General features: G+C 58.8%; 24 protein-coding genes. 12 read left to right on the top strand and 12 right to left on the bottom strand.

The annotated features are described in order from the left end of the window. Positions 1-38 precede the first annotated feature (38 nt). Positions 39-317 carry a peptidylprolyl isomerase gene (locus ACZ5Q2_RS09345; RefSeq protein ID WP_022987955.1) on the bottom strand — a complete coding sequence of 93 codons (279 nt, stop codon included), beginning with the start codon at positions 315-317 and terminating at the stop codon, positions 39-41. Between the two features lie 190 nt (positions 318-507). On the opposite strand from ACZ5Q2_RS09345, the gene ACZ5Q2_RS09350 reads away from it, so the two are divergent. The 3 genes from ACZ5Q2_RS09350 to ACZ5Q2_RS09360 all read left to right on the top strand — a co-directional run bounded on the left by ACZ5Q2_RS09350 (position 508) and on the right by ACZ5Q2_RS09360 (position 3737). Then, positions 508-2094, top strand: coding sequence for an ABC-F family ATPase (locus ACZ5Q2_RS09350; RefSeq protein ID WP_061333075.1), 1587 nt, complete (start codon positions 508-510; stop codon positions 2092-2094). Between the two features lie 184 nt (positions 2095-2278). Then, on the top strand, positions 2279-2842 hold the full coding sequence (locus ACZ5Q2_RS09355) for a DUF1415 domain-containing protein (protein WP_061333076.1): 564 nt from the start codon (positions 2279-2281) through the stop codon (positions 2840-2842). A gap of 163 nt (positions 2843-3005) precedes the next feature. Next, positions 3006-3737, top strand: coding sequence for a polyamine aminopropyltransferase (locus ACZ5Q2_RS09360; RefSeq protein WP_061333077.1), 732 nt, complete (start codon positions 3006-3008; stop codon positions 3735-3737). Between the two features lie 22 nt (positions 3738-3759). Here the strand turns inward: ACZ5Q2_RS09360 and ACZ5Q2_RS09365 are convergent, their stop codons facing one another. The 4 genes from ACZ5Q2_RS09365 to ACZ5Q2_RS09380 form a co-directional block, all read right to left on the bottom strand. After that, positions 3760-4587, bottom strand: coding sequence for a metal-dependent hydrolase (locus ACZ5Q2_RS09365; protein ID WP_061333078.1), 828 nt, complete (start codon positions 4585-4587; stop codon positions 3760-3762). Positions 4588-4747: 160 nt separating this feature from the next. Beyond that, complete coding sequence (locus ACZ5Q2_RS09370) at positions 4748-6160, bottom strand: sodium-dependent transporter (protein WP_061333079.1); 1413 nt, start codon at positions 6158-6160, stop codon at positions 4748-4750. 91 nt (positions 6161-6251) lie between these two features. Then, on the bottom strand, positions 6252-7352 hold the full coding sequence (locus ACZ5Q2_RS09375) for a Leu/Phe/Val dehydrogenase (protein WP_061333080.1): 1101 nt from the start codon (positions 7350-7352) through the stop codon (positions 6252-6254). A 65-nt stretch (positions 7353-7417) separates the two neighbouring features. Then, the gene (locus tag ACZ5Q2_RS09380; protein ID WP_061333102.1) at positions 7418-10921 is read right to left on the bottom strand and encodes an indolepyruvate ferredoxin oxidoreductase family protein; all 3504 of its coding nucleotides are present in this window, start codon (positions 10919-10921) and stop codon (positions 7418-7420) included. 303 nt (positions 10922-11224) lie between these two features. Here ACZ5Q2_RS09380 and ACZ5Q2_RS09385 point away from each other — a divergent pair, with 303 nt between their 5' ends. The 3 genes from ACZ5Q2_RS09385 (at position 11225) to ACZ5Q2_RS09395 (ending at position 13692) form a co-directional block, all read left to right on the top strand. Further along, positions 11225-11971: an AzlC family ABC transporter permease gene (locus tag ACZ5Q2_RS09385; RefSeq protein ID WP_061333081.1), complete on the top strand. Its 747-nt coding sequence runs from the start codon at positions 11225-11227 to the stop codon at positions 11969-11971. After that, positions 11961-12272, top strand: a complete 312-nt coding sequence (locus ACZ5Q2_RS09390; protein ID WP_061333082.1) for an AzlD family protein — start codon at positions 11961-11963, stop codon at positions 12270-12272. The genes ACZ5Q2_RS09385 and ACZ5Q2_RS09390 overlap by 11 nt, the downstream gene beginning before the upstream one ends. Before the next feature lie 85 nt (positions 12273-12357). Further along, positions 12358-13692: a hypothetical protein gene (locus ACZ5Q2_RS09395; protein WP_061333083.1), complete on the top strand. Its 1335-nt coding sequence runs from the start codon at positions 12358-12360 to the stop codon at positions 13690-13692. Positions 13693-13833: 141 nt separating this feature from the next. Here the strand turns inward: ACZ5Q2_RS09395 and ACZ5Q2_RS09400 are convergent, their stop codons facing one another. The 3 genes from ACZ5Q2_RS09400 to ACZ5Q2_RS09410 all read right to left on the bottom strand — a co-directional run bounded on the left by ACZ5Q2_RS09400 (position 13834) and on the right by ACZ5Q2_RS09410 (position 16582). Beyond that, a complete protein-coding gene (locus tag ACZ5Q2_RS09400) occupies positions 13834-14604 on the bottom strand; it encodes a DUF3750 domain-containing protein (RefSeq protein WP_432210212.1) in 771 nt (256 codons plus the stop codon). A 94-nt stretch (positions 14605-14698) separates the two neighbouring features. Further along, positions 14699-15367 carry a hypothetical protein gene (locus ACZ5Q2_RS09405; protein WP_058092162.1) on the bottom strand — a complete coding sequence of 223 codons (669 nt, stop codon included), beginning with the start codon at positions 15365-15367 and terminating at the stop codon, positions 14699-14701. A gap of 48 nt (positions 15368-15415) precedes the next feature. Continuing rightward, entirely contained in the window at positions 15416-16582 is a 1167-nt protein-coding gene (locus ACZ5Q2_RS09410) for a GNAT family N-acetyltransferase (RefSeq protein ID WP_058092161.1), read from the bottom strand. A gap of 170 nt (positions 16583-16752) precedes the next feature. On the opposite strand from ACZ5Q2_RS09410, the gene ACZ5Q2_RS09415 reads away from it, so the two are divergent. Then, the gene (locus ACZ5Q2_RS09415; protein ID WP_058092160.1) at positions 16753-17442 is read left to right on the top strand and encodes a response regulator transcription factor; all 690 of its coding nucleotides are present in this window, start codon (positions 16753-16755) and stop codon (positions 17440-17442) included. Further along, positions 17439-18755 carry a sensor histidine kinase gene (locus ACZ5Q2_RS09420; RefSeq protein ID WP_058092159.1) on the top strand — a complete coding sequence of 439 codons (1317 nt, stop codon included), beginning with the start codon at positions 17439-17441 and terminating at the stop codon, positions 18753-18755. The genes ACZ5Q2_RS09415 and ACZ5Q2_RS09420 overlap by 4 nt, the downstream gene beginning before the upstream one ends. Here ACZ5Q2_RS09420 and ACZ5Q2_RS09425 read toward each other — a convergent pair. Next, positions 18732-18950: a hypothetical protein gene (locus tag ACZ5Q2_RS09425; protein WP_058092158.1), complete on the bottom strand. Its 219-nt coding sequence runs from the start codon at positions 18948-18950 to the stop codon at positions 18732-18734. The genes ACZ5Q2_RS09420 and ACZ5Q2_RS09425 overlap by 24 nt on opposite strands. 10 nt (positions 18951-18960) lie before the next feature. Between ACZ5Q2_RS09425 and ACZ5Q2_RS09430 the strand changes: the two genes are divergently transcribed. The 4 genes from ACZ5Q2_RS09430 (at position 18961) to ACZ5Q2_RS09445 (ending at position 21838) form a co-directional block, all read left to right on the top strand. Beyond that, positions 18961-19566, top strand: a complete 606-nt coding sequence (locus ACZ5Q2_RS09430; RefSeq protein WP_058092157.1) for a YigZ family protein — start codon at positions 18961-18963, stop codon at positions 19564-19566. Positions 19567-19639: 73 nt separating this feature from the next. Next, a complete protein-coding gene (locus tag ACZ5Q2_RS09435; RefSeq protein WP_058092156.1) occupies positions 19640-20167 on the top strand; it encodes a DUF4136 domain-containing protein in 528 nt (175 codons plus the stop codon). A 21-nt stretch (positions 20168-20188) separates the two neighbouring features. Beyond that, complete coding sequence (locus tag ACZ5Q2_RS09440) at positions 20189-20548, top strand: translation initiation factor Sui1 (RefSeq protein WP_058092155.1); 360 nt, start codon at positions 20189-20191, stop codon at positions 20546-20548. A 36-nt stretch (positions 20549-20584) separates the two neighbouring features. After that, on the top strand, positions 20585-21838 hold the full coding sequence (locus tag ACZ5Q2_RS09445) for a D-amino acid dehydrogenase (protein ID WP_432210211.1): 1254 nt from the start codon (positions 20585-20587) through the stop codon (positions 21836-21838). A gap of 63 nt (positions 21839-21901) precedes the next feature. Here the strand turns inward: ACZ5Q2_RS09445 and ACZ5Q2_RS09450 are convergent, their stop codons facing one another. Genes ACZ5Q2_RS09450 through ACZ5Q2_RS09460 form a run of 3 tightly spaced genes read right to left on the bottom strand, consistent with a single transcriptional unit; the run spans position 21902 to position 24279 of the window. Beyond that, positions 21902-23548 (bottom strand): fatty acid--CoA ligase, encoded by a 1647-nt coding sequence (locus ACZ5Q2_RS09450; RefSeq protein WP_061333094.1) that lies wholly within the window; start codon positions 23546-23548, stop codon positions 21902-21904. A gap of 46 nt (positions 23549-23594) precedes the next feature. After that, on the bottom strand, positions 23595-24014 hold the full coding sequence (mnhG, locus tag ACZ5Q2_RS09455) for a monovalent cation/H(+) antiporter subunit G (protein WP_061333095.1): 420 nt from the start codon (positions 24012-24014) through the stop codon (positions 23595-23597). Further along, positions 24007-24279, bottom strand: coding sequence for an MrpF/PhaF family protein (locus tag ACZ5Q2_RS09460; protein WP_058092151.1), 273 nt, complete (start codon positions 24277-24279; stop codon positions 24007-24009). The genes mnhG and ACZ5Q2_RS09460 overlap by 8 nt, the downstream gene beginning before the upstream one ends. Positions 24280-24286: the final 7 nt, after the last annotated feature.

Genomic DNA, 24286 nt, shown 5'->3' on the forward strand with positions numbered 1-24286 from the left:
TGTCTGCGCAGTCAAGCGCAGACAGCAGTTGCACTGGCTTAGCTGCGGGAAGTCACTTCCAGCAGGTGATACCCGAACTGGGTCTTGATCGGCCCAATTACGGTGTTCAGGTCGCTGCTGAACACGGCCTTGTCAAACTCGGGAACCATCTGGCCAGGGCCGAAGGAGCCCAGGTCGCCGCCGTTACGGCCAGACGGGCAGGAGGAATGCTGCTTCGCCACTTCGGCGAAATCCTGGCCACCTTCAATAGCCTTCTTCAGTTCTTCACATTTTGCTTCGCTGTCTACCAGAATGTGGCGTGCAGTTGCTTGTGCCATGATCAAGTTCCTGTTGTCGGATGGAGGAATGGACGGAAACGTCTGACACGAATGCTGCCCGCACAGCGTGCTGCTGGCAAGCCCTTTTTATCCGTGTTTCTGCGGCCTCACAGTCTTGCGCCCAAACCTGTACAATGCCGGCTTTTATTTGCCGGCTTGCTGCTGGCCCTCACGCTGACAGGTTCTTTTCTTGATCTCCACCGCCAATCTCACCATGCAATTCGGGGCCAAGCCCCTGTTTGAAAACGTATCCGCCAAGTTCGGCAACGGCAACCGTTACGGTTTGATCGGTGCCAATGGCTGCGGCAAGTCCACCCTGATGAAAATCCTCGGTGGCGACCTGGAGCCGTCCGCCGGCCAAGTGATGCTGGAGCCCAACATCCGCCTCGGTAAACTCCGCCAGGATCAGTTCGCCTACGAGGACTGCACGGTGATGGACACCGTGATCATGGGCCATGGGGAACTGTGGCGGGTGAAGAAAGAGCGGGACCGCATCTACTCCCTGCCGGAAATGAGCGAAGAAGACGGCATGGCGGTGGCGGACCTGGAAGTGGAATTCGCCGAAATGGACGGCTACACCGCCGAATCCCGCGCCGGCGAACTCCTGCTGGGCCTGGACATTCCGCTGGAACAGCACAACGGCCCCATGAGCGCCCTGGCCCCAGGTTGGAAACTGCGCGTGCTGCTCGCCCAGGCCCTGTTCTCCGACCCGGACGTGCTGCTGCTGGACGAGCCCACCAACCACCTGGATATCAACACCATCCGCTGGCTGGAAAACATCCTGGTGGCCCGTAACAGCACCATGATCATCATCTCCCACGACCGCCACTTCCTGAACAGTGTGTGCACCCACATGGCGGACCTGGATTACGGTGAACTGCGCCTGTTCCCGGGCAATTACGACGAATACATGACTGCCGCCACCCAGGCCCGCGAGCGCATGTTGTCAGACAACGCCAAGAAAAAGGCCCAGATCGCTGAACTGCAGCAGTTCGTCAGCCGCTTCTCCGCCAACGCCTCGAAAGCCAAGCAGGCCACCTCCCGCGCCCGCCAGATCGACAAGATCCAGTTGGAGGAAGTGAAGCCGTCCAGCCGGGTGAGCCCGTTCATCCGCTTCGAGCAGGGCAAGAAACTGCACCGTCAGGCGGTCACCCTGAAAGGCCTGACCAAGGGCTTCGACGAAGGCCCCCTGTTTAAAAACCTGGATCTGCAGATTGAGGCGGGAGAGCGGGTGGCTATCATCGGCCCGAACGGAATTGGTAAAACCACCTTACTGCAGTGCCTGGCCGGCGCCTACGAGCCGGATGCCGGTGAGGTGAAATGGACCGACAGTGCCGAGGTAGGTTACTTCGCCCAGGACCACACCGCCGACTTTGCCCGGGATGACACCCTTACCGATTGGATGGCGCAGTGGACTACCGGTGGTGAGCAATTGGTGCGCGGTACGTTGGGACGGATGTTGTTCTCCGGGGATGACATCGGTAAGTCGGTGAAGGTGATTTCCGGTGGTGAACAGGGGCGGATGCTGTTTGGTAAGCTGATTCTGCAGAAGCCGAATGTGATGTTGATGGATGAGCCGACGAACCACCTGGATATGGAGTCCATCGAGGCGTTGAACCTGGCGCTGGAGAACTATCCGGGCACGCTGATTTTCGTCAGCCATGACCGGGAGTTTGTTTCGTCGCTGGCGACCCGGATCATCGAGTTGAAGGCGGATGGGATTACCGACTTCAGCGGCAGTTATGATGATTATCTTCGGAGTCAGGGTTACGTCTGATCCTGAATCATTCGACCTTGGGAGTTTGCGGACGGTTGGGTAGGCCTGTCCAAAAAACGCTCCTTCGGCACATCCCTGTGGCGCTTGGGCTCCGCCATCCATGGCTCCGCACATTTTTGGACAGGCCTACCCAACCGTCCGCTCGTACCTTTGAGTGGTCATCCAGAGAATAAAGGACAAACTGATGAGTGAGTCTCCGGTTGTGATCGCAACCCGAAAATGGGTTGAAGACGTCGTCGTTGGCTACAACCTCTGCCCCTTCGCCAAACGGGAACTGGTCAAGAACCGGGTTCGGTTTACGGTGACAGACGCCAACAATGAAGACGACCTCCTGCAGGCCCTACACGCGGAATTGCAGCGCCTGGAAGACGAACCGGAAATCGAAACCACGTTGTTGATACACCCGGGCGTACTGCAGGATTTCTACGCCTACAATGAGTTTCTGGACGCTGCCGATGCGTTGTTGGCCTACCTGGAGTTGGAGGGCGTTTACCAGATCGCCAGTTTCCATCCGGACTATCAGTTCGCTGACACCGAACCGGGGGCTGATGAGAATTACACCAACCGGTCTCCGTACCCCATGTTGCACCTGTTGCGGGAGGCGAGTCTGGAGGCGGCGATTGATAGCCATCCGGATGTGGACGGGATTCCTGATCGGAATATCGCACTGATGAATGAGCTGGGTGCGGAGAAGATGCGGAATACTTTACTGAGCTGCTTAGAGCACGCATCGAATCCAGCTGAGTAGTTTGAGGAGCCAGCGGGGTAGGGCTTTCCAAAACTGTGCGGAGCCATGGATGGCGGAGCCCAAGCGCCACATGGATGTGCCGAAGGAGCGTGTTTTGGAAAGCCCTACCCCGCTGGCGTTAACGCCAAAGCCGCGGTACTGAGCACCTGAAGGGAGTAAAATTATGGGACTGCTTTTCGAACAAATTGACAGCCAGCCCTCGGTGATCGGGGAAATCACGCTTCGCCGCCGCAGGATTCCGGCACTGGGTGACCGCGATATCTACGAAGTGAAACTGGGCGAAGAATTCCTCATGTCCAGCATGTTTGTAGACGCCGAAGTGGCCCTCTCAGACATCGGCCTGGGCGAAACCGAAGGCGACAAGCTCAGTGTTGTTGTGGGCGGACTCGGCCTTGGCTACACCGCCGTGGCCGCTCTCAAGCATGAGCGCGTCAGCGAACTGCTCGTGGTCGAATACCTGAAACCCGTCATCGGCTGGCATCAGCAAGAAAAAGTGCCCCTCGGCAAAGACCTCAACGCCGACCCCCGCAACCGCTACATACACGGCAGCTTCTTCGACCTCGCCATCGCTGACCCCGAAACCGGCGGCTTCGACCCGGAAGCGCCGGGCAAACCGTTCGATGCCATCCTGCTCGACATAGACCACTCGCCCAGGGCCCTGCTGCACGACTCCAGCGCCAGCTTCTACACCGCCAACAACCTCCGCTTCATGGCCCGGCAACTCAAGCCCCGGGGCGTGTTTGCCATGTGGTCCAACGAAGGTGAGGACGACGAATTCATGGCGACTCTGCGGGAAGTGTTTACCGACATAGCCTGCCACGTGGTCAGCTTCTACAACCCCTTCCAGAACCGCGAATCGTTTAACACCGTCTACGTGGCCCGCAAGCCGGACTGAGCCCGGCGAGCAGGCGCTGGCATCAGGCGAAGTTCAGCTGCTTGCGCCACTTGTGCAGCAGGAATTCGGTGTCGTGCTGCCACGGGTGGAAGTCTGGTTTGAAGTAATCCAGGTATTCCGGAATGATCGCGGTGAACATGCCCTTGCGGCCCCAAACCCGGTTCAGGCCTTTGGCCCAGGACTTCAGGTTCAGTAACTGCTTGTCTTCGCGCATCAGCTCAATGATGAACGAGTGGATCGCTACCATGATCAGCGTGGTGATCAATGCCATGACACCCATGCGGATGGCGTAGTCCACTACGGTTTTATCGTAGAGTTGTTCATAGGTGTCGAAGGCCACCGCTTTGTGTTCGTTCTCTTCGACACAGTGCCAGGCCCACAGGGTTCGCATGGACGGGTCGATGGCATTCACCAGGTCTTCGCGCTTTAGCAGCTGCGCTGAGAGGATGCCGGTGAAGTGCTCAAGGGCAACGGTAGCGGCCAGATGCACCCGCTTGTTGTTGAGCAGCGGCAGGTCTTTCGCGGACAGGAAGCCTCGGGTCCAGCCTTCCAGTTTCTTGATATCGAAACCCTGATTGATGGCACCGTCGTTGAAGTGGCCATGCTCCTTCGCGTGCATGGCCTCCTGCCCGATAAAGGCGCTGATGTCCTTCTGCAACTGAGGGTCGTTGATCTGGTCACGTACTGCCCGAACACTGTCCACGAAGAAGCGCTCACCGTCTGGGAAAAGTGCGGAGAGGGCGTTGAACAGGTGGGTCATGAACGGGTCACTGTCGACCCAGTGCCGCGGTACATCCTCAAAACCAAAGTCCTGACGGCGTACCGGAAAAGATGCTGTGACTGCTGACATAGCGACTGCCTCGATTGTGTTTGTCTTACAATCACACATTACGCGCCAAGAGCCGTAAAAGTCCGGTCAGAAAGGGACAGATGTTTATCAATTGGTATGTTGGTGCCCAGAATAGGCAGGGAGGGGGCGCCCGGGCAGCGCGCTGCCCGGGCGATCGGGGTTACATCAGGTTGTAGATAAACACAATGGCAACGGCCACCGGGGTAACAAACCGCACGGTGATAAACCACAGGTTGAACATGGTCGGTGACAACGACAGTTCGTTCTCCATGGCCTGGCGGGACATCACCCAGCCGGCAAACAGTGCGACCAGCAGGCCACCTAGCGGCAACAGGATGTTGGCGGTGAAGAAGTCCAGCAGGTCGAAAATGGTTTTGCCTTCCAGCATGGGAATGAAGCCCAGCGGAGCAACGTCCGCCCACAGGTTCAGTGACAGCACGGAGGCAATACCCAGAGCCCAGCATACGCCGCCAGCGGCGATGGTGCTGATGGTCCGGTTCATGCCTTTCTGCTCTTCCAGCCACTCCACGATGGGCTCCAGCAGGGAGATGCCGGAGGTCCAGGCGGCGAAGATCAGCAACACGAAGAACAGGGTGCCGAACAGTGTACCCATGGGCATCTGGCCGAACGCGAGGGGCAGTGTCTGGAAAATCAGGCCGGGGCCGGCACCGGGTTCGAGGCCGTTGGCAAAGACAATGGGAAAGATCGCCAGCCCGGCCAGCAGTGCTACGCCGGTGTCGATGACTGACACCGTGATGGAGGTCTTGGCGATGGAGATTTTCTTCGGCAGATAAGAGCCATAGGCCATCATTACCGCCATACCCAGGCTCAGGGTAAAGAACGCGTGGCCAAGGGCGACCAGCACGCCGGAGGTGGTCAGCTTGGAGAAGTCTGGCTGGAACAGGAAGGCCGCGGCCTGGCCGAAGTGGCCGGTGGTCATAGCGTAGCCGACCACCAGCAGCAACAATACGAACAGCGCTGGCATCAGGATACTGACGGCCCGCTCAAGGCCGGAGCGGACGCCCCGGGCGACGACCACCATCACCAGGGCCATAAACACCGTGTGCCAAAGCAGCAGGGTGGACGGATTGCTTAGCAAGCCGGAGAAAATGGCTCCCACAGCTTCGGCGGATTGCCCGGCCAGCTGCCCGCTGGCAGTTGTACCCACGTAGGATATTGCCCAACCACCAATCACCGAGTAGAACGACAGTATTAAAAAGCCAGCAAGAACGCCGATAGCGCCCACCAGTTTCCAGGCCGGTTTGAGTCTGTCCCGTTCGGTAATCAGTCGGATGCTGTTGACCGGGCTGCGACCACCCCGGCGGCCGATCATGACCTCGGCCATCATGATGGGAATGCCGACAACGGCGATGCACAGCAGGTACACCAGCACAAAGGCGCCGCCACCGTTTTCGCCGGTAACGTAGGGGAATTTCCAGATATTGCCAAGCCCGACGGCGGAGCCGGTGGCAGCCAGAATAAACGCGAACCGTGAGGACCATAGCCCTCGTTTCGCATTGGAGCCCTCAAGGGCATCCGAATAGGTGGCGGAGCCGGATGAAGTGACAGACATAGTGATCTCCCGAAGGTGTTGTTTTTGTTTCAGGGGTTAAAAGGGGAGCCGCAGAACCCTGCGGCCCCCAAGGGGAAGCACCGGTGTCAGGTCACCCGGCGCAAGCCAGCCGCCTGGGCGCCAGCCCAGCACGCGCGGCGTGCTTTCTAAAGCGCTCTTCTGCAAGTTCATTGGCGATCTCACCGGTGGGGAGCCCGGTGCGATCAGAGCGCTGGAATATTTCCGACAGGGTGTCACCGATGGTGTCTACGTGGGCGCGGATTTGCTCGGGTGAGCCTCCGGTGCGTTCGTAGAATACATCGATGATCCCGCCGGCGTTGATGGCGAAATCCGGAGCGTAGAGGATGCCCCGGTGTTTGAGGGCCGCATCATGTTCGGGGCGGTCCAGGAGATTGTTCGCGGCGCCGGCAACGATGGCCGCCCGGATGGCCGGAATGCTCTGGTCGTTCAGCACTGCACCCATGGCGCAGGGGGCTACAACATCCACCGGCAGGCTCAGGATGTCATCGGAGCCAACGGGCGTTGCATCAAACTCGTCCACTGCGCGCTGGAGGTTGTCGGCGTGAATGTCTGTCACCCACAGTTCTGCACCGGCCTCTTTCAGATAGCGGGCCAGGCGGTAGCCAACATTGCCGATGCCCTGGATGGCCACCTTCAGTCCGGTCAGGTTATCCGTGCCGAGCTTGTGTTTTACGGCCGCTTTCAGGCCAATAAAGGTGCCGTAGGCGGTTACCGGTGAAGGGTCCCCTGTGCTGGGCTGGCCATCGAACCCGGTGCGGGTGGTTACGCCGGCCACGTGCCGGGTATGGCGGCCCATCACTTTCAGGTCTGGCACGCTGGTGCCGGAGTCTTCAGCGGCAATGTACTGGCCGCCGAGGCTTTCCAGGTGCCTGCCCATGGCCTCGAGCAAGGCTTCGGTCTTGTGCTTACGCGGGTCGCCGATTATGACGGACTTGCCGCCACCCAGGTCGAGATTGGCCAGGGCAGATTTATAGGTCATCCCCCGGGACAGTCGCAACACATCCCTCAACGCTTCCTCATCGCTGGCGTAGGGAAACATTCGGCAACCGCCGAGTGCTGCACCCCGTGACGTATTGTGGATGGCAATGATGCCCTTCAGGCCGGTTTCGGCGTCGCAGACAAAAGACAGGTGTTCGTGGTGATCGAACTCCGGATGGCTGAATACGTTCATGGCGTTTCACCTCTGTTCCGTGGCCGGCCGCTACCCTTGTGGGGCCTGCGGCGGCTGTTTTTGTTTTAGACCGCCGCGTTGGCGATTTGTTGGTGTGCCCGTTCACCGGGGTTCAGTTCAGCCCGGTACTGCGCCCGTTCTTTTCGGGTGGCTTGATAGGCCGCTTCTTTGACCGGGCCGTAACCGCGGATCTTCGCAGGCAGGCTGGCCAGGTTTCGTGCGGCATCGGCGTGGTCTTTGCTCAGGTGCTTGAGCAGGAAGGCCACATCAGTTTCGTACTCCCGGATGATCTTGCGCTCCAGGCGGCGGTCCGCGGTGTATCCGAAGGGGTCCAGGGGTGTGCCTCGCAGGCTTCGGGCTTTCGCCAGCCATGCGAACACGGTTTCCATCCAGGGACCAAAGGTGTGTTTCTTAGGGCGTTCGCCATTTTTGCTCCGGCTGAGCAGCGGCGGTGCCAGATTGAACTCCAGCTCAATGTCGCCCTCGAACTGCTCCTCCAGCTGCTTGCGCAGGCTGCCATTGCTGAACAGTCGCGCCACTTCGTACTCGTCTTTGTAGGCCAGTACCTTGGCGTAGTTGTCGGCGATGGCTCGGAACAGCAACGGGTCACGGCCGAGTTTCTGGGAGATGGTGTGTTCCGCCTGGCGCACCAGCCTTTCATAGCGCTTGGCCAGGGCGGTGTTCTGGTAATCGCTCAGGTGTTCCATGTTGCGCTGGATCAGTTGATCCGTGGTTTCCATCACCTGCACAGGTGTGCCTTTGGGTTTCGGGAACGCCAGGGCCATCACCCGGTCCAGATGATGGGCAGCCCGGCGGCCCCACAGAAATGCCTGTTTGTTTTTCTCGACCGCCACGTTGTTAAGCTCAATGGCCCGCTCGATGGCTGCGGCACTGAGCGGAAGCAGCCCCTGTTGCCAGGCAAAGCCGACGGTGAACAGGTTGACCGCCATGCCGTCACCCATCAGGGCTTTGGCGAGGTCACCCGCGTTGAGGAACCAGCTGCCATCCGGCCGGCAGGCCTCCTTGACGGTCTGCTCCATGGATTCCCCGGGGAACTGGATGTCCGGGTCTCGGGTAAAGGCGGCGGGCATGGCCTGCTCGGTATTGACCACCGCCCGGGAGAATCGGTTATCCAGCTTGGCCAGGGCGTCGTCGGTGGCGGCGACCATCAGATCAAAGGCGATCATCAGGTCGGCCTCGCCGGCGGGAATGCGCACCGCGTGGATGTTGTCTTGCCGGTCACTGATGCGAATGTGGCTGACGACCGCGCCGAACTTCTGGGCCAGGCCGGCCTGGTCCAGCACGGAGACGCCTTTGCCTTCAAGATGAGCCGCCATGCCCAGCAGGGCGCTGACGGTCACCACGCCGGTGCCGCCGACGCCGGTCAGCAGAATGCCGTAGGGATTGTTGCCGGTGACGGGTGTCGGTTCCGGAAGCTCCGGGAAGTCCACGTCTGCGCTGACGCCGGCAGGCTTTTTCAGCTTGCCACCTTTGACGGTAACAAAGCTCGGGCAGAAACCGCGCACGCAGGAGAAGTCCTTGTTGCAGGAGGACTGGTCAATGGTGCGTTTGCGCCCGGCGTCTGTGTCTTTAGGCAGAATCGACAGGCAGTTGGACTGGATGCCGCAATCACCGCAGCCTTCGCACACGTCCGAGTGAATCATCACGCGCTGGTTTGGGTCTTCCATGGTGCCGCGCTTGCGGCGTCGGCGCTTTTCGGCCGCGCAGGTCTGGTCATAGATGATCACCGAACAGCCTTCGATCTCACGCATTTCCCGTTGCAGGGCGTCCAGGTCGTCCCGGTGATGGAAGGTGGTGCGATCCGCGAAATCGGCCCGCGACGGGTATTTGTCGATATCGTCGCTGACCACCGCGATACGTCGCACGCCCTCACCATACAGCTGATGGCTGATCTGCTGCACCGTCAGGGTGCCATCCACCGGCTGGCCGCCGGTCATGGCCACGGCGTCGTTGTAGAGAATCTTGTAGGTGATGTTGGCACCGGAGGCGATGGCCGCGCGAATGGCCAGTACGCCTGAGTGAAAGTAGGTGCCGTCGCCCAGATTCTGGAACACGTGTTTCTGGTTGGTAAACGGTGCCTGGCCAAGCCAGGTGACGCCTTCACCACCCATCTGCGTGAAGGTGTCGGTACCCCGTTCCATCCAGGTCGCCATGTAGTGACAGCCAATGCCGCCGAGGGCGCGGCTTCCTTCCGGTACCTGGGTGGAGGTGTTGTGGGGGCAGCCAGAGCAGAAGTGCGGAGTCCGCTCCAGTCGCTCCCGGGGTTGCGCCAGACTGTTTTCTTTTTCGGTCAGGAAACCGAGACGCTGTTGCAGTTTATCGTTGCAATAACGGCCATCCAGGCGGGAGGCGATGGCCCGTGCCACCATGGCCGGTGTCAGTTCGGCGATGGTTGGTAGCAGGTCGTTACCCTGGTCGTCCCGCTTGCCGATGACATTGGGGCGTCGGCCATCCTGCCAGGTGTAAAGCTGGGTCTTGATCTGTTCTTCAATCAGTCCCCGTTTTTCCTCGACCACCAGAATTTCCTCCAGCCCCGAGGCAAACTCAAACATGCCCTCGGGTTCCAGAGGCCAGGGCATGGCGACCTTGTAAACCGCCAGCCCGATGGCTTCACGCTCCTCATCGCCCAAGCCGAGGTCTGCCAGCGCCTGGATCACATCCAGGTAGGCTTTGCCGGTGGTGACGATACCCAGCCGGGGCTGTTCAACCGAAAGCACCGTGCGGTCCAGGCGGTTGGCCCGGCAAAAGGCCTTGGCGGCTTCCAGCTTGTGCCGGTGCAGGCGCTCCTCCTGCGCCATAGGTTTGTCTGGCCAGCGGGAGTTCAGGCCACCTTCCGGCATGGGAAACTGTGTGGGAATGCGGATGTTGATCCGGCTGAGATCCAGGTTGGCAGAAATGGACGAATCCATGTTTTCGGCCAGGGCTTTGAAGCCAATCCAGCAGCCGCTAAACCGCGACATGGCCCAGCCGTAGAGGCCCAGATCCAGAATGTCCTGAATGCCGGCGGGGTTGAGCACCGGCATACCCGCATCCAGAAACGCATAATCACTTTGATGGGGCAGGGTGGAAGATTTGCAGGCATGGTCGTCGCCAGCGACGGCCAGTACCCCACCAAATCGGGAGGTGCCCGCCGCGTTAGCGTGCTTGAACACATCACCGGTGCGGTCCACACCCGGGCCTTTGCCATACCAGAGGGCAAACACGCCGTCGTAACGGGCACCTTCAAAGATGTTGACCTGCTGGCTGCCCCAGACAGCGGTGGCGCCAAGGTCTTCATTCACCCCGGGTAAAAAATGGATGTTGTTTTCTTTGAGGTGGTCCCGGGCTTTCCACAGAACCTTGTCAAAACCGCCAAGGGGAGATCCGCGATAGCCAGAGATAAAGCCTGCGGTGTTCAGGTTGTTCTTGCGGTCGAGTTGGGCTTGGAGCAGGGGCAGTCTCGCCAGGGCCTGGCTGCCGTTCATGTAGACCGAACCGGCATCTTTTTCCCAGACATCGTCAAGGCTGACGGGACGCAGCCCCTTTGGGGAGCGTAAAAGATCAGACATGTTGAAATCCTCTCCCACCTGGCCGGATCGCGGCGGTAGGTTTGTCTTGTTTTTGTAATCCCGGCTTTTGGCCGGATGTTCGATTTCATCAGTCCTGCCCGGTGGATTGGCCGGGTTGCCCTTTTGGGGCTGGACGAAAAACAAACTAGAATAAGTTTACGTTCACGTCAATGAGGGCGAGGCGACCGAGTTCGCAAAAGTGTGATTTGTTCATATAACTGATTGAGCAAAATAGGAAAAATAATTCCGGGCTAGCGGTTATTACCTATTCGCGTTTTGGCGGTTCCGGCTTAGTTTCTCGTAATGTCTGCCAGTTTATATCCTTACCAATTTCAGCCGCACAGGGTGCGAGCTGAGTTTTTTCGTTTACTTCCCATCTCATTGTTCGTGGTGGCGTTTGGTGCTGCCTTTGGCCTGGCGGCCATCCAGAAGGGCTTGTCGCCGCTTGAATCCATCCTGATGAGCACCACCGTGTTCGCCGGTGCGTCCCAGTTCGCCGCGGTGGACATGTGGGGCACCGAAGTCTCGGTGCTGCCAATGATTGCCGTGGTGTTTGCCATCAACTCCCGGCACCTGCTGATGGGCGCTTCTTTGTACCCCATGCTCAAAGACGTCTCGCCGGGCAAGCGCTACGGACTATTGCTGTTGCTGACAGACGCCAACTGGGCGGTCTCGGCGCAGGAGTATCAGAGTGGGCGGCGCAATCTTGAGGTGATCCTGGGTGGTGGGCTGGTGCTTTGGCTGGCCTGGATGATCGGTACCGGGCTGGGTGTGTACTTCGGTGGCCTGCTACAGAACCCCAGAGCACTGGGCCTGGATATGGTACTGGGCTGCTTTCTGTTGGCCATGGCCCTCGGTGGCAAGAAATCGCCGCGTATTCTCGTGGCCTGGCTGGTGGCCGGTGCTGCTTCGCTGGCGGCGTGGAAATGGCTGCCGCCCAATATGCACGTTGTGGTGGGTGCACTGGCTGGTGGTGTGATCGGACTGTTCTGGCTGGAACCCGGAGCCCAGAGCCGGGAAGATAACCTGGAGGTCCGGCATGGCGATTGAAACCACAACCCTGGGTGTTCTGGCGTTGATCGCCATCATGGCAGTGGTGACCCTGGTAACCCGCTTCGGCGGGGTGTTCATCATGTCGTTCCTGCGCATCAGCCCGCGGGTTGAGAGTTTCATCAACACCATGGCGAGCTCGGTGCTGATTGCCATTATTGTGCCCATGGCGGTGACTGGCGATCTGGGAGCCCTGGCTGCGCTGGTGACCACCGGCGTTGCCATGCTGGCCATCCGCAAACCCCTGCCGGCCATTACTCTGGGCCTTCTGGCTGCCGCGTTGGTGCGGTATCTCAACTAAGTCTCTGATTCTGACTGGTTAAAAACTGCTCAAGTTTTCCGGTGATGTGCCGATACCCTGACAGGTCAGTTGAGGTACGAACACCATGATTTCATCCAGTCAGATTTCCCTGTTTCAGAACAGCAGCCGCCAGGTGCAGGCTATGGACAGTAGCCAGTTGCGCATTACCCAGCAGAACGCGGGTTTGCCCCAACAGGGATTGCAGGCCGGCGCCACTGAGTTGTCTTTGTTCCGACAGGCGGCCTACCGTTATAGCAGCCAGGAACAGCTGGCGTTCAGCAGTGCCAGCCAGGTGAGTGGGGATAATCGCACGGCCTCGTTTACCAGTGCCGAGCTGATCGAAAAATCCGCCGACCTGTTCCTGCTCGGCCAGCAGGCATTGACCGTCAGCCGGGCGGCTCTGGGCGGAGAGGCCGTGGGGGAATCCCAGGGCAGCCTGTCGGTGACTGCCGGCCGCTATATGTTCTACTCGGAAAGCGAGAGTCGTAGCTTTGCATCCACCGGCAGCATCACCCTGCAAAACGGCGAAACCATTGACTTTACCCTATCACTTCGACAATCACAGTCACGGACCTACGAATACTCCGAACTGATCCAGATTCAGGAACGCCCGCTGACTGACCCGCTGGTGATCAACTTCGGCGCTTCCACCGCGCGGTTGACCGACACGTTGTTCGAATTTGACATGAACGGCGACGGCCAGACCAGCCAGTTTGCCAGCCTGGGTGCTGGCAGCGGTTACCTGGTGTTTGACCGCAATGGCAACGGCAAGGTAGACGATGGCTCCGAGCTGTTTGGTCCCCAAACCGGTTCCGGTTTCAGCGAACTCGCCAAGTATGACGACGACGGCAACCGCTGGATCGATGCTAACGACGAAGTGTTCAAATCCCTGTCGGTCTGGGTACAAACCGCCGACGGCGGCGGTGCCTTGCGGTCACTGGAGGAGGTGGGCGTCCAGGCTCTTTACGTTGGCAGCGTAGAGGATCAGTTTACCTTGACCAACCCGCAGGGCGTTCCCCTGGGCCAGATCAAGGCTTCCGGCATTTACCTGACCACAGACGGTGAGGTGCGTACCCTGGAGGAGCTGGATTTGGCGGAGCAGAACACTGAGTCCGCGCCGGCGGAGAGCACATTCCTTGGTGTGCGCGGTGGTAATGAAGCCGCCAACGGAAACGGGAACTCTAACGGTAATGGTCCGGTAAATGCCCGCATTGAAGCCATCCAGAACGCTCTGGAAAAGCTAAATGAAATTCGCAAGAAACAGCAGGACTTTATCGAGGCTTCCAAGGATCAGGGCAAAAAGAAATCACCGCTGGATGACTATCTGAAGTTGATCGACCGGCTACGCCTGGAATTGTTGAATTCTCAGGATGAGAAAAAACAGGCGGCCAGTCGGTATTTGGAGTTCGCAAAACTCTAGGTCCAACACCGATGGAGGTCGGGGAGCGGGTAAGCCTCACAAAACTGTGCGGAGCCAGGGATGGCGGAGCCCAAGCGCCACATGGATGTGCCGAAGGAGCGTGTTTTGGGAGGCTTACCCGCTCCCCGGCCGTGTTCAAACTCAGTGAGTTGAGTCTGGCATGGGGTTGGTATTACGCAGAGCCAGCTCACCAATCCCAGGTAACTTGATCCCCAGCGCCAAGGGATTAACACCCAGCGACAATCCCAGAATATTCAGTTCTACACCCTCCCGGACGCCCGCCAGAACACCAACATAGCCTCCCAGCGAAAGCTGGTAACCGGCACCACCGGGTGTTGTTGCCCCCACACGATTACCCAGGTAATCCTTGCCGATGGCGTGATTGGGTAACGCCACGTTCAGCCCCGGGGTTTGCCGGATAACCCAGGCCACGAACGTGTTGCTGTTCGGGCCAGGCCAGGCCTCGTATTCGTTGATGTACGGGTACGAGTCTACCGCCTTATAAATTTCCGGAATCAGTGTTTTGGCTTCATCGCCCCGAATATCGGCATACAACTCTGGCCTGGCGCCGAACCAGTGGCGGTCTGGGTCGTCCGGGCGGGAGCTGACTACGTGCTGGCGCCAGCCAATGACCTCATGCACCTTGTAGTGATCGGCGCCTTCCTCTTTGGTGGCCACCCAGGTGTGTACCGCGAAATAACCGCGCCAGCTCCAGGCCCGGGCGCCATATACTTGAACAATGGCCTCGTGAGTGTCTGCTGCCGTCGGTGCTATGCCGGCGCTGTCACGGCTGGCGGTTTGCCAGGCGTTACGTTCGGGCTGGGTGCCGGTGGCTGCCAGCAGCAGGGGGCCGGAGACCAGCAGCAAAAGGGCGCCCAGAAGCCAGCCAGAGTACTTCAATAGTCGTGTCATTGGCGTGTCCGTCATGAGGAAGTCTCACAGACTGTACCCGGGCAAATAAGTTCCGGATCACCCTTGGTCAGAGCAATATAACCCGGGCCGCACTCTATGAGTTACGTATGCTTCTTGCACGGATGGTTGAGGCCAGCTGGTTGATCAGGTCCCGGGCGTCGCCTTCGTGCAGGCTGTGGCATTTGTCCTGCAGTACTCGTCGATCATGGCTGGACGAGCTATTGGAGACATCTTTCAGCAGGTCAAGGTGCTGGCAGGCTGCCAGGTGTGCCTTGATCTCGGTATCAATCAGTCGTGTGGCGAGCCCGTCGACCACGTCGCTGCAGAATGGGCGGTTTCGGTTCAGCAGATTCCGGGCTTCGAGGGCCGCATGCCGGGCTTCCAGCCTCAATTCCCCCGATGCCTCACCGGCTTCAACGGCCCTGAGGAACATGCCCAGGCGCTCGTACAGGTGCCACACCTGTGGCCAGAGTTTGTCATAGGCTTCTTTTTCTGTGCGGTACCGGGCGTCATCGAACGAAGTGGACATTTGTGGTGACGAGCCGGGCTCGCCCGCATGGTTGAACTGCGCCACCCTAAACTCGTCGACTTCCCGCCAGAGCGTGTCGGCCCGCTCACGCAGAGTTGTTAACTCCTCCCGGTGCCGACGCCGGGCGCTGGCGGTGAACAGGATCGTGCCCAAGGCAAGCAGTATGGCCACGGCCGAGAGCAGCAACGGCAGATGATCTGATGAGAGAAAAGTGCCCAGTTGGCCCGTATCCATGGCGTTCGACCTCCGTCGAATTCCTGTACTGAGGTTACAGTATAGAAGCTAATCCTGCTCCTGCTGTCGGAAAGGCAGGGCGGATTGTGCGTCGTTAAAGTAACTTATCACATGCTCCGCTTCCTCGTGTGTGAAGCTTTGGATAGCCTCCCGAAACCCCGGGTGAAGGATGCCGTGCCAGGAATGGGTGATGGTGGGCTCAAAGCCCCGCACCAGCTTGTGTTCCCCCTGTGCCCCCGCGTCGAAGTGCTGGAGCCCGAGGTTCAGGGCGAGTTCAATGCCCTGGTAGTAGCAGGTTTCGAAATGCAGGTGATTGTATTCTTCGAGGCAGCCCCAGTAACGACCATACAGGGTGGTGTCGCTGGCCAGGAACAGAGCGCCGGCAATCAGTTGGCCGTCGCGAACCGCCATGATCAGGTGCAGGTGTTCTGGCATGGTCTCCCGCAATTGCTCGAAGAACAGCTTGTTCAGGTAGGGTGGGCGGCCGCGCTTGAGGTAGGTGGCCTGGTAAAATACGTAAAACGCCGACAGCACCTGGTCGGAAATATCCCTTCCATGAAAATGCTGGAAGTGGATGCCCTGCGCGGCCACCTGCCGGCGTTCTTTGCGAATGGATTTGCGCTTGCGGGAGGTTAGCGCCGCCAGGAAATCGTCAAATCCTTGATAGCCGTGGTTGTGCCAGTGAAACTGGCAACCGATCCGGTGCAGTTCGTCCTCGTGCTGTAATAGTGCCTGGTCTGAGGTGTTCGGGAACAGCAGGTGCCAGGAATGCGCCCCGAGTTGTTCGGTCAGTTTGGTCAGAAGCGAGTCGAGCACTGCCGGCGTGAGCTGCTCGCGGAAGCCGTCCTCCAGCAAAAATCGGGGGCCCTGGGAGGGGGTGAACGGCACAGCGATCAGAAGTTTGGGGTAATAAGGCAGGCTGTAGCGTTGGTAGGCTTCCGCCCAACTGAAGTCGAAAACATATTCGCCCATGGAATGGCTTTTGAGATAGGCCGGGGCGAGGCCACATATTTTTCCGTCAACGCGAAATACCAGATGGCTGGGTGTCCAGCCGGTTTCGGTCCGGGTGCAGCCCGAGTGTTCCAGTGCCTGAAAGAACTCATAGCGCAGGAAGGGGTTGTCGCAACCGGCCAGTCGTTGCCAGTCCCGCTCCGGAATGTCGGCAATGCCGGCGCAGTGTTCCAGGATGATCTCGGGTTTTTCAGGTGTTGCCATGGTTGGGGTCAGGTCCGGTGTCTAATTCCTATACCATACGACAGAACCCGGTCCTTGATCACTTGTCACTGTCACGGCGTTGTAAAGGTTAGGTAAAGAAAAAACGTGGTAGGTCAGAACCCTCTGACGGCCATGCTAGACTGTGGCCAGGTAACAGACGAGAGAGCAGCATGCAGAACCGGGTATTGTTGATCGAAGACGATGACGAGCTGAGAGAACTGCTGACCAGATACCTCACCAATCAGGGATTCACGGTTCGGGAAGCCGCCAATGGCCGGGATGGCCTTGCCCTGGCGGTGGGGCAGGATTGCGATATTGTGGTTCTGGATATCATGCTGCCAGACATCAATGGCCTGGATGTTCTGCGTGAGCTGCGTGGGCAAACCCACCTGCCGGTGATTCTACTGACGGCCCGGGGTGACGAAACTGACCGTATTGTCGGTTTTGAGGTGGGCGCCGATGATTACATCCCGAAACCCTGCAATCCCCGCGAGCTGGTGGCCCGCCTGCAGGCGTTGCTTCGCAGGATCGCCTGGGACCAGAAATCCGATGTGGACGCTACCCGCACCTACGGAGACCTGCGGGTGGAGCCTGGCCAACGTCGAATCTATCAGGACGATGCGCCCCTGGAGCTGACGGCGACCGAGTACGAGGTGCTTCAGGTGTTGCTGGCCCACGCCGGCAGTGTGGTACGCAAAACCGACTTGATGCAGTGGGCTCTTGGTCGCAGACTGGAAGCTTACGATCGCACCCTGGATATGCACATCAGCAATCTGCGTAAAAAGCTCGGTAACGATGACCCGCCTCGAATCGAAACCATACGAGGTCTGGGCTACAGCTACCGGGTGCCTGCAGCATGAAGCGTTTTATGTTCCCCTTGTTCTGGCGAATTTTCCTGTCAATCTGGCTCGCCATGTCGGTCACTGTGGTGGCCAGCAATCTCGCAACCCGGTACCTGCTGGACCGGGAACGGCAGGCCATTGAGCGCCAGGTAGGATTGCATGAGCTGGCCCGGGAAGCCCTGGTACTGCGCTTGGGGGAAGATCGCGGTGCAATGTGGCGTTTTCTGAGAGCCGAGGGTGAGCGCCTTGACTTGCACCTTATGCTGATCGAGAAAGAAGAGGGCGAACACCGTTTGCCCCGCCACATTCGGGAACGCATCCAGTCCGGCTGGTATCCCAACAAGCCAGCAGTAATCACTCTGGAAGAAGGCTATCAACTGGTCGCCTGGCCGAGGATGGGTAGTGACGGCTGGCTAGACCCCAGGTTTTTTCGGTATGTCGAGCTCGGACTGGCCTTTCTACTGATCTCTCTGGCTTGCTGGTGGATTGCCCGTTTGGTGTCCAGGCCGCTGCGCCAAATGGAGTCGACGGCAAAGGCAATCGCGGAAGGCGACACCCAGTTGCGGGTGCCCAACCGGATTGCCCGCCGCCGGGATGAAGTCGGTCAGCTGGCCAGTGCTTTCAACGCCATGACCGACCGGCTGTGTCAGTTACTGGAACGCCAGAATCATCTGCTGCGTGATATCTCCCATGACCTGAGAACGCCGCTGGCCCGGCAGCGGGTTGCTATTGAGATTGCCAGTGACGGCGGTGCCGATCCCGCGCTCATGGACAGCATCCTGCGACAGAACGAGCGGCTGGAAACCATGACCGGGCAGATTCTGACCCTTTACCGGGTATCTGAGAACGGCGGCTCGTTGGAGCGGGAGCCCGTGAAGCCTCTGGCACTGATGAACCGGGTGCTGCGGGATGCGTCCGATTACGCGGAGCACCGGGGGGTGGACTGTAAACTGGTGGCGGCCGATGACACCCGAACAGTGTCAGTGCTGGGCGACGCAGGGTTATTGCAGCGGGCTCTGGATAACGTGTTGCAGAATGCACTGGACCACACACCGCCGGGTAAATCCGTACACGTATCATTAGCTTTGGTGGATGGCAGCATACAACTGGATATTGCCGATGATGGCCCGGGCGCACCAGACGGGCTATTACAGCAGTTATTCGAGCCGTTTTTCCGCGCTGATAAATCACGGGGCGGTAAAGGTTGGGGGCTGGGGCTGGCCATTGCCCGGGACATCGTTAATGCCCACGATGGCAGTATTTCGGCCTGTAACCGTTCGGAGGGCGGCCTGCAGGTCACCATCCGGCTACCGGTGTTTATTGGTGGCTGATTGCCGTTTGTCGGGTTGGGGCCCGACGGTATTTTCCAGCTCAGCGTCGTCATTGGGCTTTAGGCGCGCAGCGGCTGAGAAGTCGATGCCCTCTTGCAGCTCCTCCTCATCAAAGCGAATGCCGCAGGCCGCTTTGCGTATTTTTGCCGGGGCGGCGGTGCCAGGACTGTTTTGATCGTTATCTTCGGAGGTCATAGGTTACTCCATGAGTAAAGACTACCCTGTACCCTCAGGATACCTTGAGCGGGAAACGGAAGTGAAGAAGAGCCGATTCATCGCCCGGGTGTATCCGGTAAGCTCCCGCGAAGAGGTCAGGGAACGTGTTGCGCGTGCCCACCTGGACTACCCTGATGCCCGTCATGTGTGCTGGGCTTATCAGATTGGCCGCCCTGGGTCGGCGGCAGAAGCTGCCATGAATGACGATGGCGAACCGTCTGGTACTGCCGGCAAGCCCATCCTGGGCGTGATTCAGCACAAGGACATGGGTGATGTGCTGGTGATCGTTGTTCGCTATTTCGGAGGCATCAAGCTGGGAGCGGGCGGTTTGGTTCGCGCCTACGCTGGCGCGGCGGAGAGCGTGTTATCCGAAGTGGGGCGGACCCTGCAGCAAACGCTGGTGCAGGCAGTGGTGGTTTTGGACTTTGCCGACGAACAGCCGCTTCGGCATTGGTGTGAAGTCCATGAAGGCCAGATCCAATCGATTCAGTACAGTAACCGGGTCAATGCGCTGGTGTCGGTACCGGAAACCCGAGCGACTGAGTTCGCGGCGTTCTGCGATGCGCAAAAGCTGGATTACCGTTTGGAAACCTGACTCCGGTAGCAAACTGAAAGCGCCCGGTGGGGCGTATACTGAACCATGAGAGTGTTCAACGCAGGAGAAGACCATGCGAGTGTTTATCATAGCGGTCATGGCCGCATTTATGACTGGCTGCGCCAGCAACGTGGTTACCGACTACAACTCGGCGACAGTGTTCGGCAACTTTACCAGCTGGGCCTACGCACCGGGACAACAAGATTCTGGTTTCACATCGCTGGATGACAGCCGGGTTCGTTCTGCCATTGAGCGCGAACTTAACCGCAAGGCCATGAAACAGGTCGCTGATGCCGAGGCTGATTTGCTGGTTTCATGGCAGATTGTCCCGGAAGATCGCTTGGAGCAGGTTGGAGTGGGGCTCGGCTTCGGTTTTGGCCGAGGCAACTTTGGCTGGGGCGTATCGGCTCCGCCACCGGTGCGGGAAATCACCGAGGGCAAACTGGTTGTCGAACTGGCTGACCGGCGTAACTCCGAGGTGGTCTGGCGTGCTGCGAGCCGTCGTTACCTGAATGAAAACCAGTCACCGGAAACCCGGCGCAAGTTGATCGACGAGGTTGTCTCGGAAATGTTTTCCAAATACCCTCCCGGCCTGAACTGAGCAACAGGTGAAGGCTGACGTATGGGAATGAAAAAGCGGGAAGGCGGCCTGGTTTTCTCCACAGAGCAGGGGCGTATGTGCCCGGAATGTCGGAACCCGGTTGCTGGCTGCACCTGCGGGCAGCCAGAACGGCGGGCGGGTGACGGCGTTGTTCGGGTCAGCCGGGAAACCAAGGGGCGCAAAGGTAAGGGGGTTACCCTGATCACTGGTATCCCGATGGATGACAAAGAACTGAAAGCCTACGCCAAAGTGCTAAAAGCCAAATGTGGCACAGGTGGTACAGTGAAGGACGGTGTGGTGGAAATTCAGGGCGACCAACGGGATATTCTCGTGCCCTTGCTTCAGCAGAAAGGGTGGACAGTAAAAAAATCCGGAGGCTGAGGTTTTACGACAGACAACGATTCATAGGAGGCGCGCATGCATGTACTGGTTCTAGGGGCCGGTGTCGTAGGAGTTACCTCGGCCTGGTATCTGCACCAGCAGGGCCATCAGGTAACAGTAGTCGACCGTCAGAGCCAGTCAGGCCTGGAAACCAGTTATGCCAATGGTGGCCAGGTCTCTGTGTCCCATGCCGAACCCTGGGCCAATCCCTCGGCGCCGCTCAAGGTACTGAAATGGCTGTTTCAGCCGGATGCCCCCCTGTTGTTCCGCCCCCGACTGGACCCTTACCAATGGCGCTGGGCCTTGTCTTTCCTGACCCAGTGCACCTCAGCCAAGGCGGCCCATAATATTCGCCAGATGGTTAACCTGGGCACTTATAGTCGGGACTGTCTGCAGGCACTGCGCAGGGATGCTGGTATCGAATACGACCACCTTGAGAAAGGGATCCTTCATTTCTACACCAATCCGACAGAGTTTGATGCGGCCATGGAGCCTGCCCGGATCATGCGTGAGCTTGGCTGTGACCGACAGGTGATCGATGCGGAAAAGGCGGTGCAGATCGAACCTGCATTGCAGCCAGTGCGCCATCGAATTGCCGGTGCCACGTACACCGCCGATGATGAAAGTGGTGATGCCCGGGCCTTCACCCAGGCGTTGGCAAAGCGTTGTGAGGAGGCCGGCGTAACGTTTGTGTACGGGACCGAGGTGTTGGATTTTGATCGCGCCGGTGACCGTATTCTGGGCGTGCAGGTCGTTAACGATGGCAAACACCAGATCCTTCGCGCGGACAGCTATGTGCTGAGTCTCGGCAGCTTCAGTGCCATCCTGGCCCGCAAACTGGGGCTATTCCTGAACATATACCCCGCCAAGGGCTACTCAATCACCGTGCCGGTCAAGAACCCGGACGCGGCGTTCAATGTCAGTTTGACCGATGATGAGTACAAACTGGTCTATTCGCGACTGGGGGACAGGATACGGGTGGCTGGTACGGCTGAACTCAATGGCTATACCCGGGATCTGAACTACACCCGGTGCCGGGCTATCGTGCGACGATCAGCGGAACTGATGCCGGAAGCCGCATACTGGGACAAGTCCGAGTTCTGGACTGGCCTGCGGCCAGCAACGCCTTCGAACGTGCCCTATATCGGGAAAAGCCATTTTGCCAACCTGTACCTGAACACGGGCCATGGCACCCTGGGCTGGACTCACTCCTGTGGTTCCGCAGCGGCATTGGCAGACATTGTGGCAGGGCGTAAACCCGAGGTTGACTTCACGTTCTCCGGGCTCTGATCTCCGGGCACAAAAGAGCCGGCGACTGCATGGCAGTGGCCGGCTTGTTTGGATCGGAGGTGGTCAGTCCTTGAGCTGGTCTCGAATCAACTTCTTGTTGATTTTGCCAACACTGGTCTTGGGGATATCCTCCACGAAATCAATTTGCTCCGGGATTGCCCATTTGTTGATCTCGCCGCTCTCCACGAACTGTTTCAAGTGGCTCTGGATGTCTTCGACGCCGGCCTGCTCACCGGGTTTGAGTGTCACCAGGGCATGCGGCCGCTCGCCCCATTTCTCATCGGGCACGCCAACCACAGCGGCACCCGCAACGGCCGGGTGCTGGCTGATCAGGTTCTCAAGGTCCAGAGAGGAAAGCCACTCGCCACCGGTCTTGATGACATCCTTGATGCGATCCTTGATGGTCAGCGTGTTGTCTGGCTCCATACTCGCCACGTCACCGGTGTGCAACCAGCCGCCTTCCCAGAGTTCCTCGCCCTTGTCAGCCTGCTTGAAATAGCTCTGGGTCAGCCACGGTGCCCGGGCAACCACTTCGCCCTTGGCTTCGCCATCGTGGGCAACCGGGTTGCCATCCGGGTCGACTATATCCAGGTCGACCAACGGTACGGCAATGCCGGTTTTCACCCGGATAGCCGTTTGCTGCTCAAGCGGTAGCTCCAGATCTTCCGGCTTCATGTGGGTGGCGCTCAGCAGCGGGCAGGTTTCCGACATGCCGTAGCCGGTGTACATGTGAATGCCGAGCCTCGCGGCCGCGTCACACAGGCCCTTGGTCAGGGCGCTGCCGCCAATGAGTACATGCCAGTTGCTGAGGTCGGCCGTTTTGATGGACTCGGTGGCCATCATCATCTGCATAATGGTGGGCACGCAGTGCGAGAAAGACACTTTGTGCGTTTTCAGCAGGTCAACCAACAGTTCTGGCTCGTAGCGGCCCGGGTAAACCTGTTTGATGCCCATCATCGTGGCTGCGTAGGGCACACCCCAGGCGTGAACATGGAACATGGGGGTGACCGGCATATACACGGAGGATGAACGCAGCAGCGGCATTTCATCGAAGTGAGCGATGGTGCCGGTCATGGCCAGTGTGTGCAGTACCAACTGCCGGTGGCTGAAATACACGCCTTTGGGGTTGCCGGTGGTGCCCGTGGTGTAGAACGTGGTGGCCACGCTGTTTTCGTCAAAGTCCGGGAAATCGAACTGATTGTCGGCTTTGGCCAGCAAGGCCTCGTATTCGCCGTAGGTATCGACAGACGTTGCTTTGGCACCGTCACTGTCGGTCAGTTGAATCCAGGTTTTGACGGTTTTGATTTCGTCTTTGACGCCTTCGATGATCGGCATAAAGTCGTCATGTACCAGCACCACATCGTCTTCCGCGTGGTTCATGGTGTAAACAATCTGTTCCGGTGACAGGCGCACATTAACCGTGTGCAGAATGGCACCGATCATCGGAATCGCGAAGAAACATTCCAGGTACCGTGGGGTATCCCAGTCCATGACGGCAACGGTGTCGCCGGGCTTTACGCCCGCGTCTGTCAGGGCGTTGGCGAGTTTGTGGATGCGCTCTACCAGGTCGGTATAGGTGTACTTGCTGCGGTTGGCGTAAACGATTTCCTGGTCCGGGTTATAGCGGGGGCCAGACAGCAGAAGCCGTTTGATCAGAAGGGGGTACTGATAAGCGTTGTCGGCCGCGGGGAGAATGCGGGTTTGTGCCATGGTCTACACCTCTTCGACGTCTTGTTGGATGGTTGTTCTTGTTTGTTCAGTCTTCGTCATCCTCGCTGCGCTTTTCGTGCTTGGGCGGGATCACGCTTTCCGGAGCGGGTTCAAAGCCGCTGTACAGCTTGTGGGTTTTGTCGTCGTAGTTATCTTTGAGTTCATCCTTCACTGTGCCTTCCCAAAGTGGTGTGCCCAGGAAGTAGCCTGCCCGGCCAATCACATGGGCGGCAATCGGCGCGGTGATCAGGATAAAAATCACAATCGCGAACGCCCGTGTAAACACCACCACATCCGCGAAATACACCGCCACACCGGCCATGGTCATCATGGCACCCATGGCACCGGCCTTTGTCGACGCGTGCATTCGGGTGGGCAGGTCCGGAAGCCGGAGGATGCCCACAGAAGCCAGAATCATGAAGCTGGCACCCGTCAGGAGCAATATGGCAACTATCAGTTCATTCACTTTTGGGTCCTCCTCGCTCCAGGAACCGGGCAAAACCAACGGCCGTCAGGAACGCTGTCAGGGCAATAACAATGGCAACATCCAGAAGGCTGGGCACGCCGGTATCGATGGCGTGCACCCCTACGTAACCGACCACGATAGAGGCGATCAGTTCCAGAGAAACCACCCTGTCGGGCAATGATGGCCCTTTAATCAACCGGATAAACCCGAACAAAAGGGCCACCGACAGCATGAAATAGACAATATTGATAACAACATCCAGCACGTTTGGG

It is taken from the genome of Marinobacter alkaliphilus, from assembly GCF_055394375.1.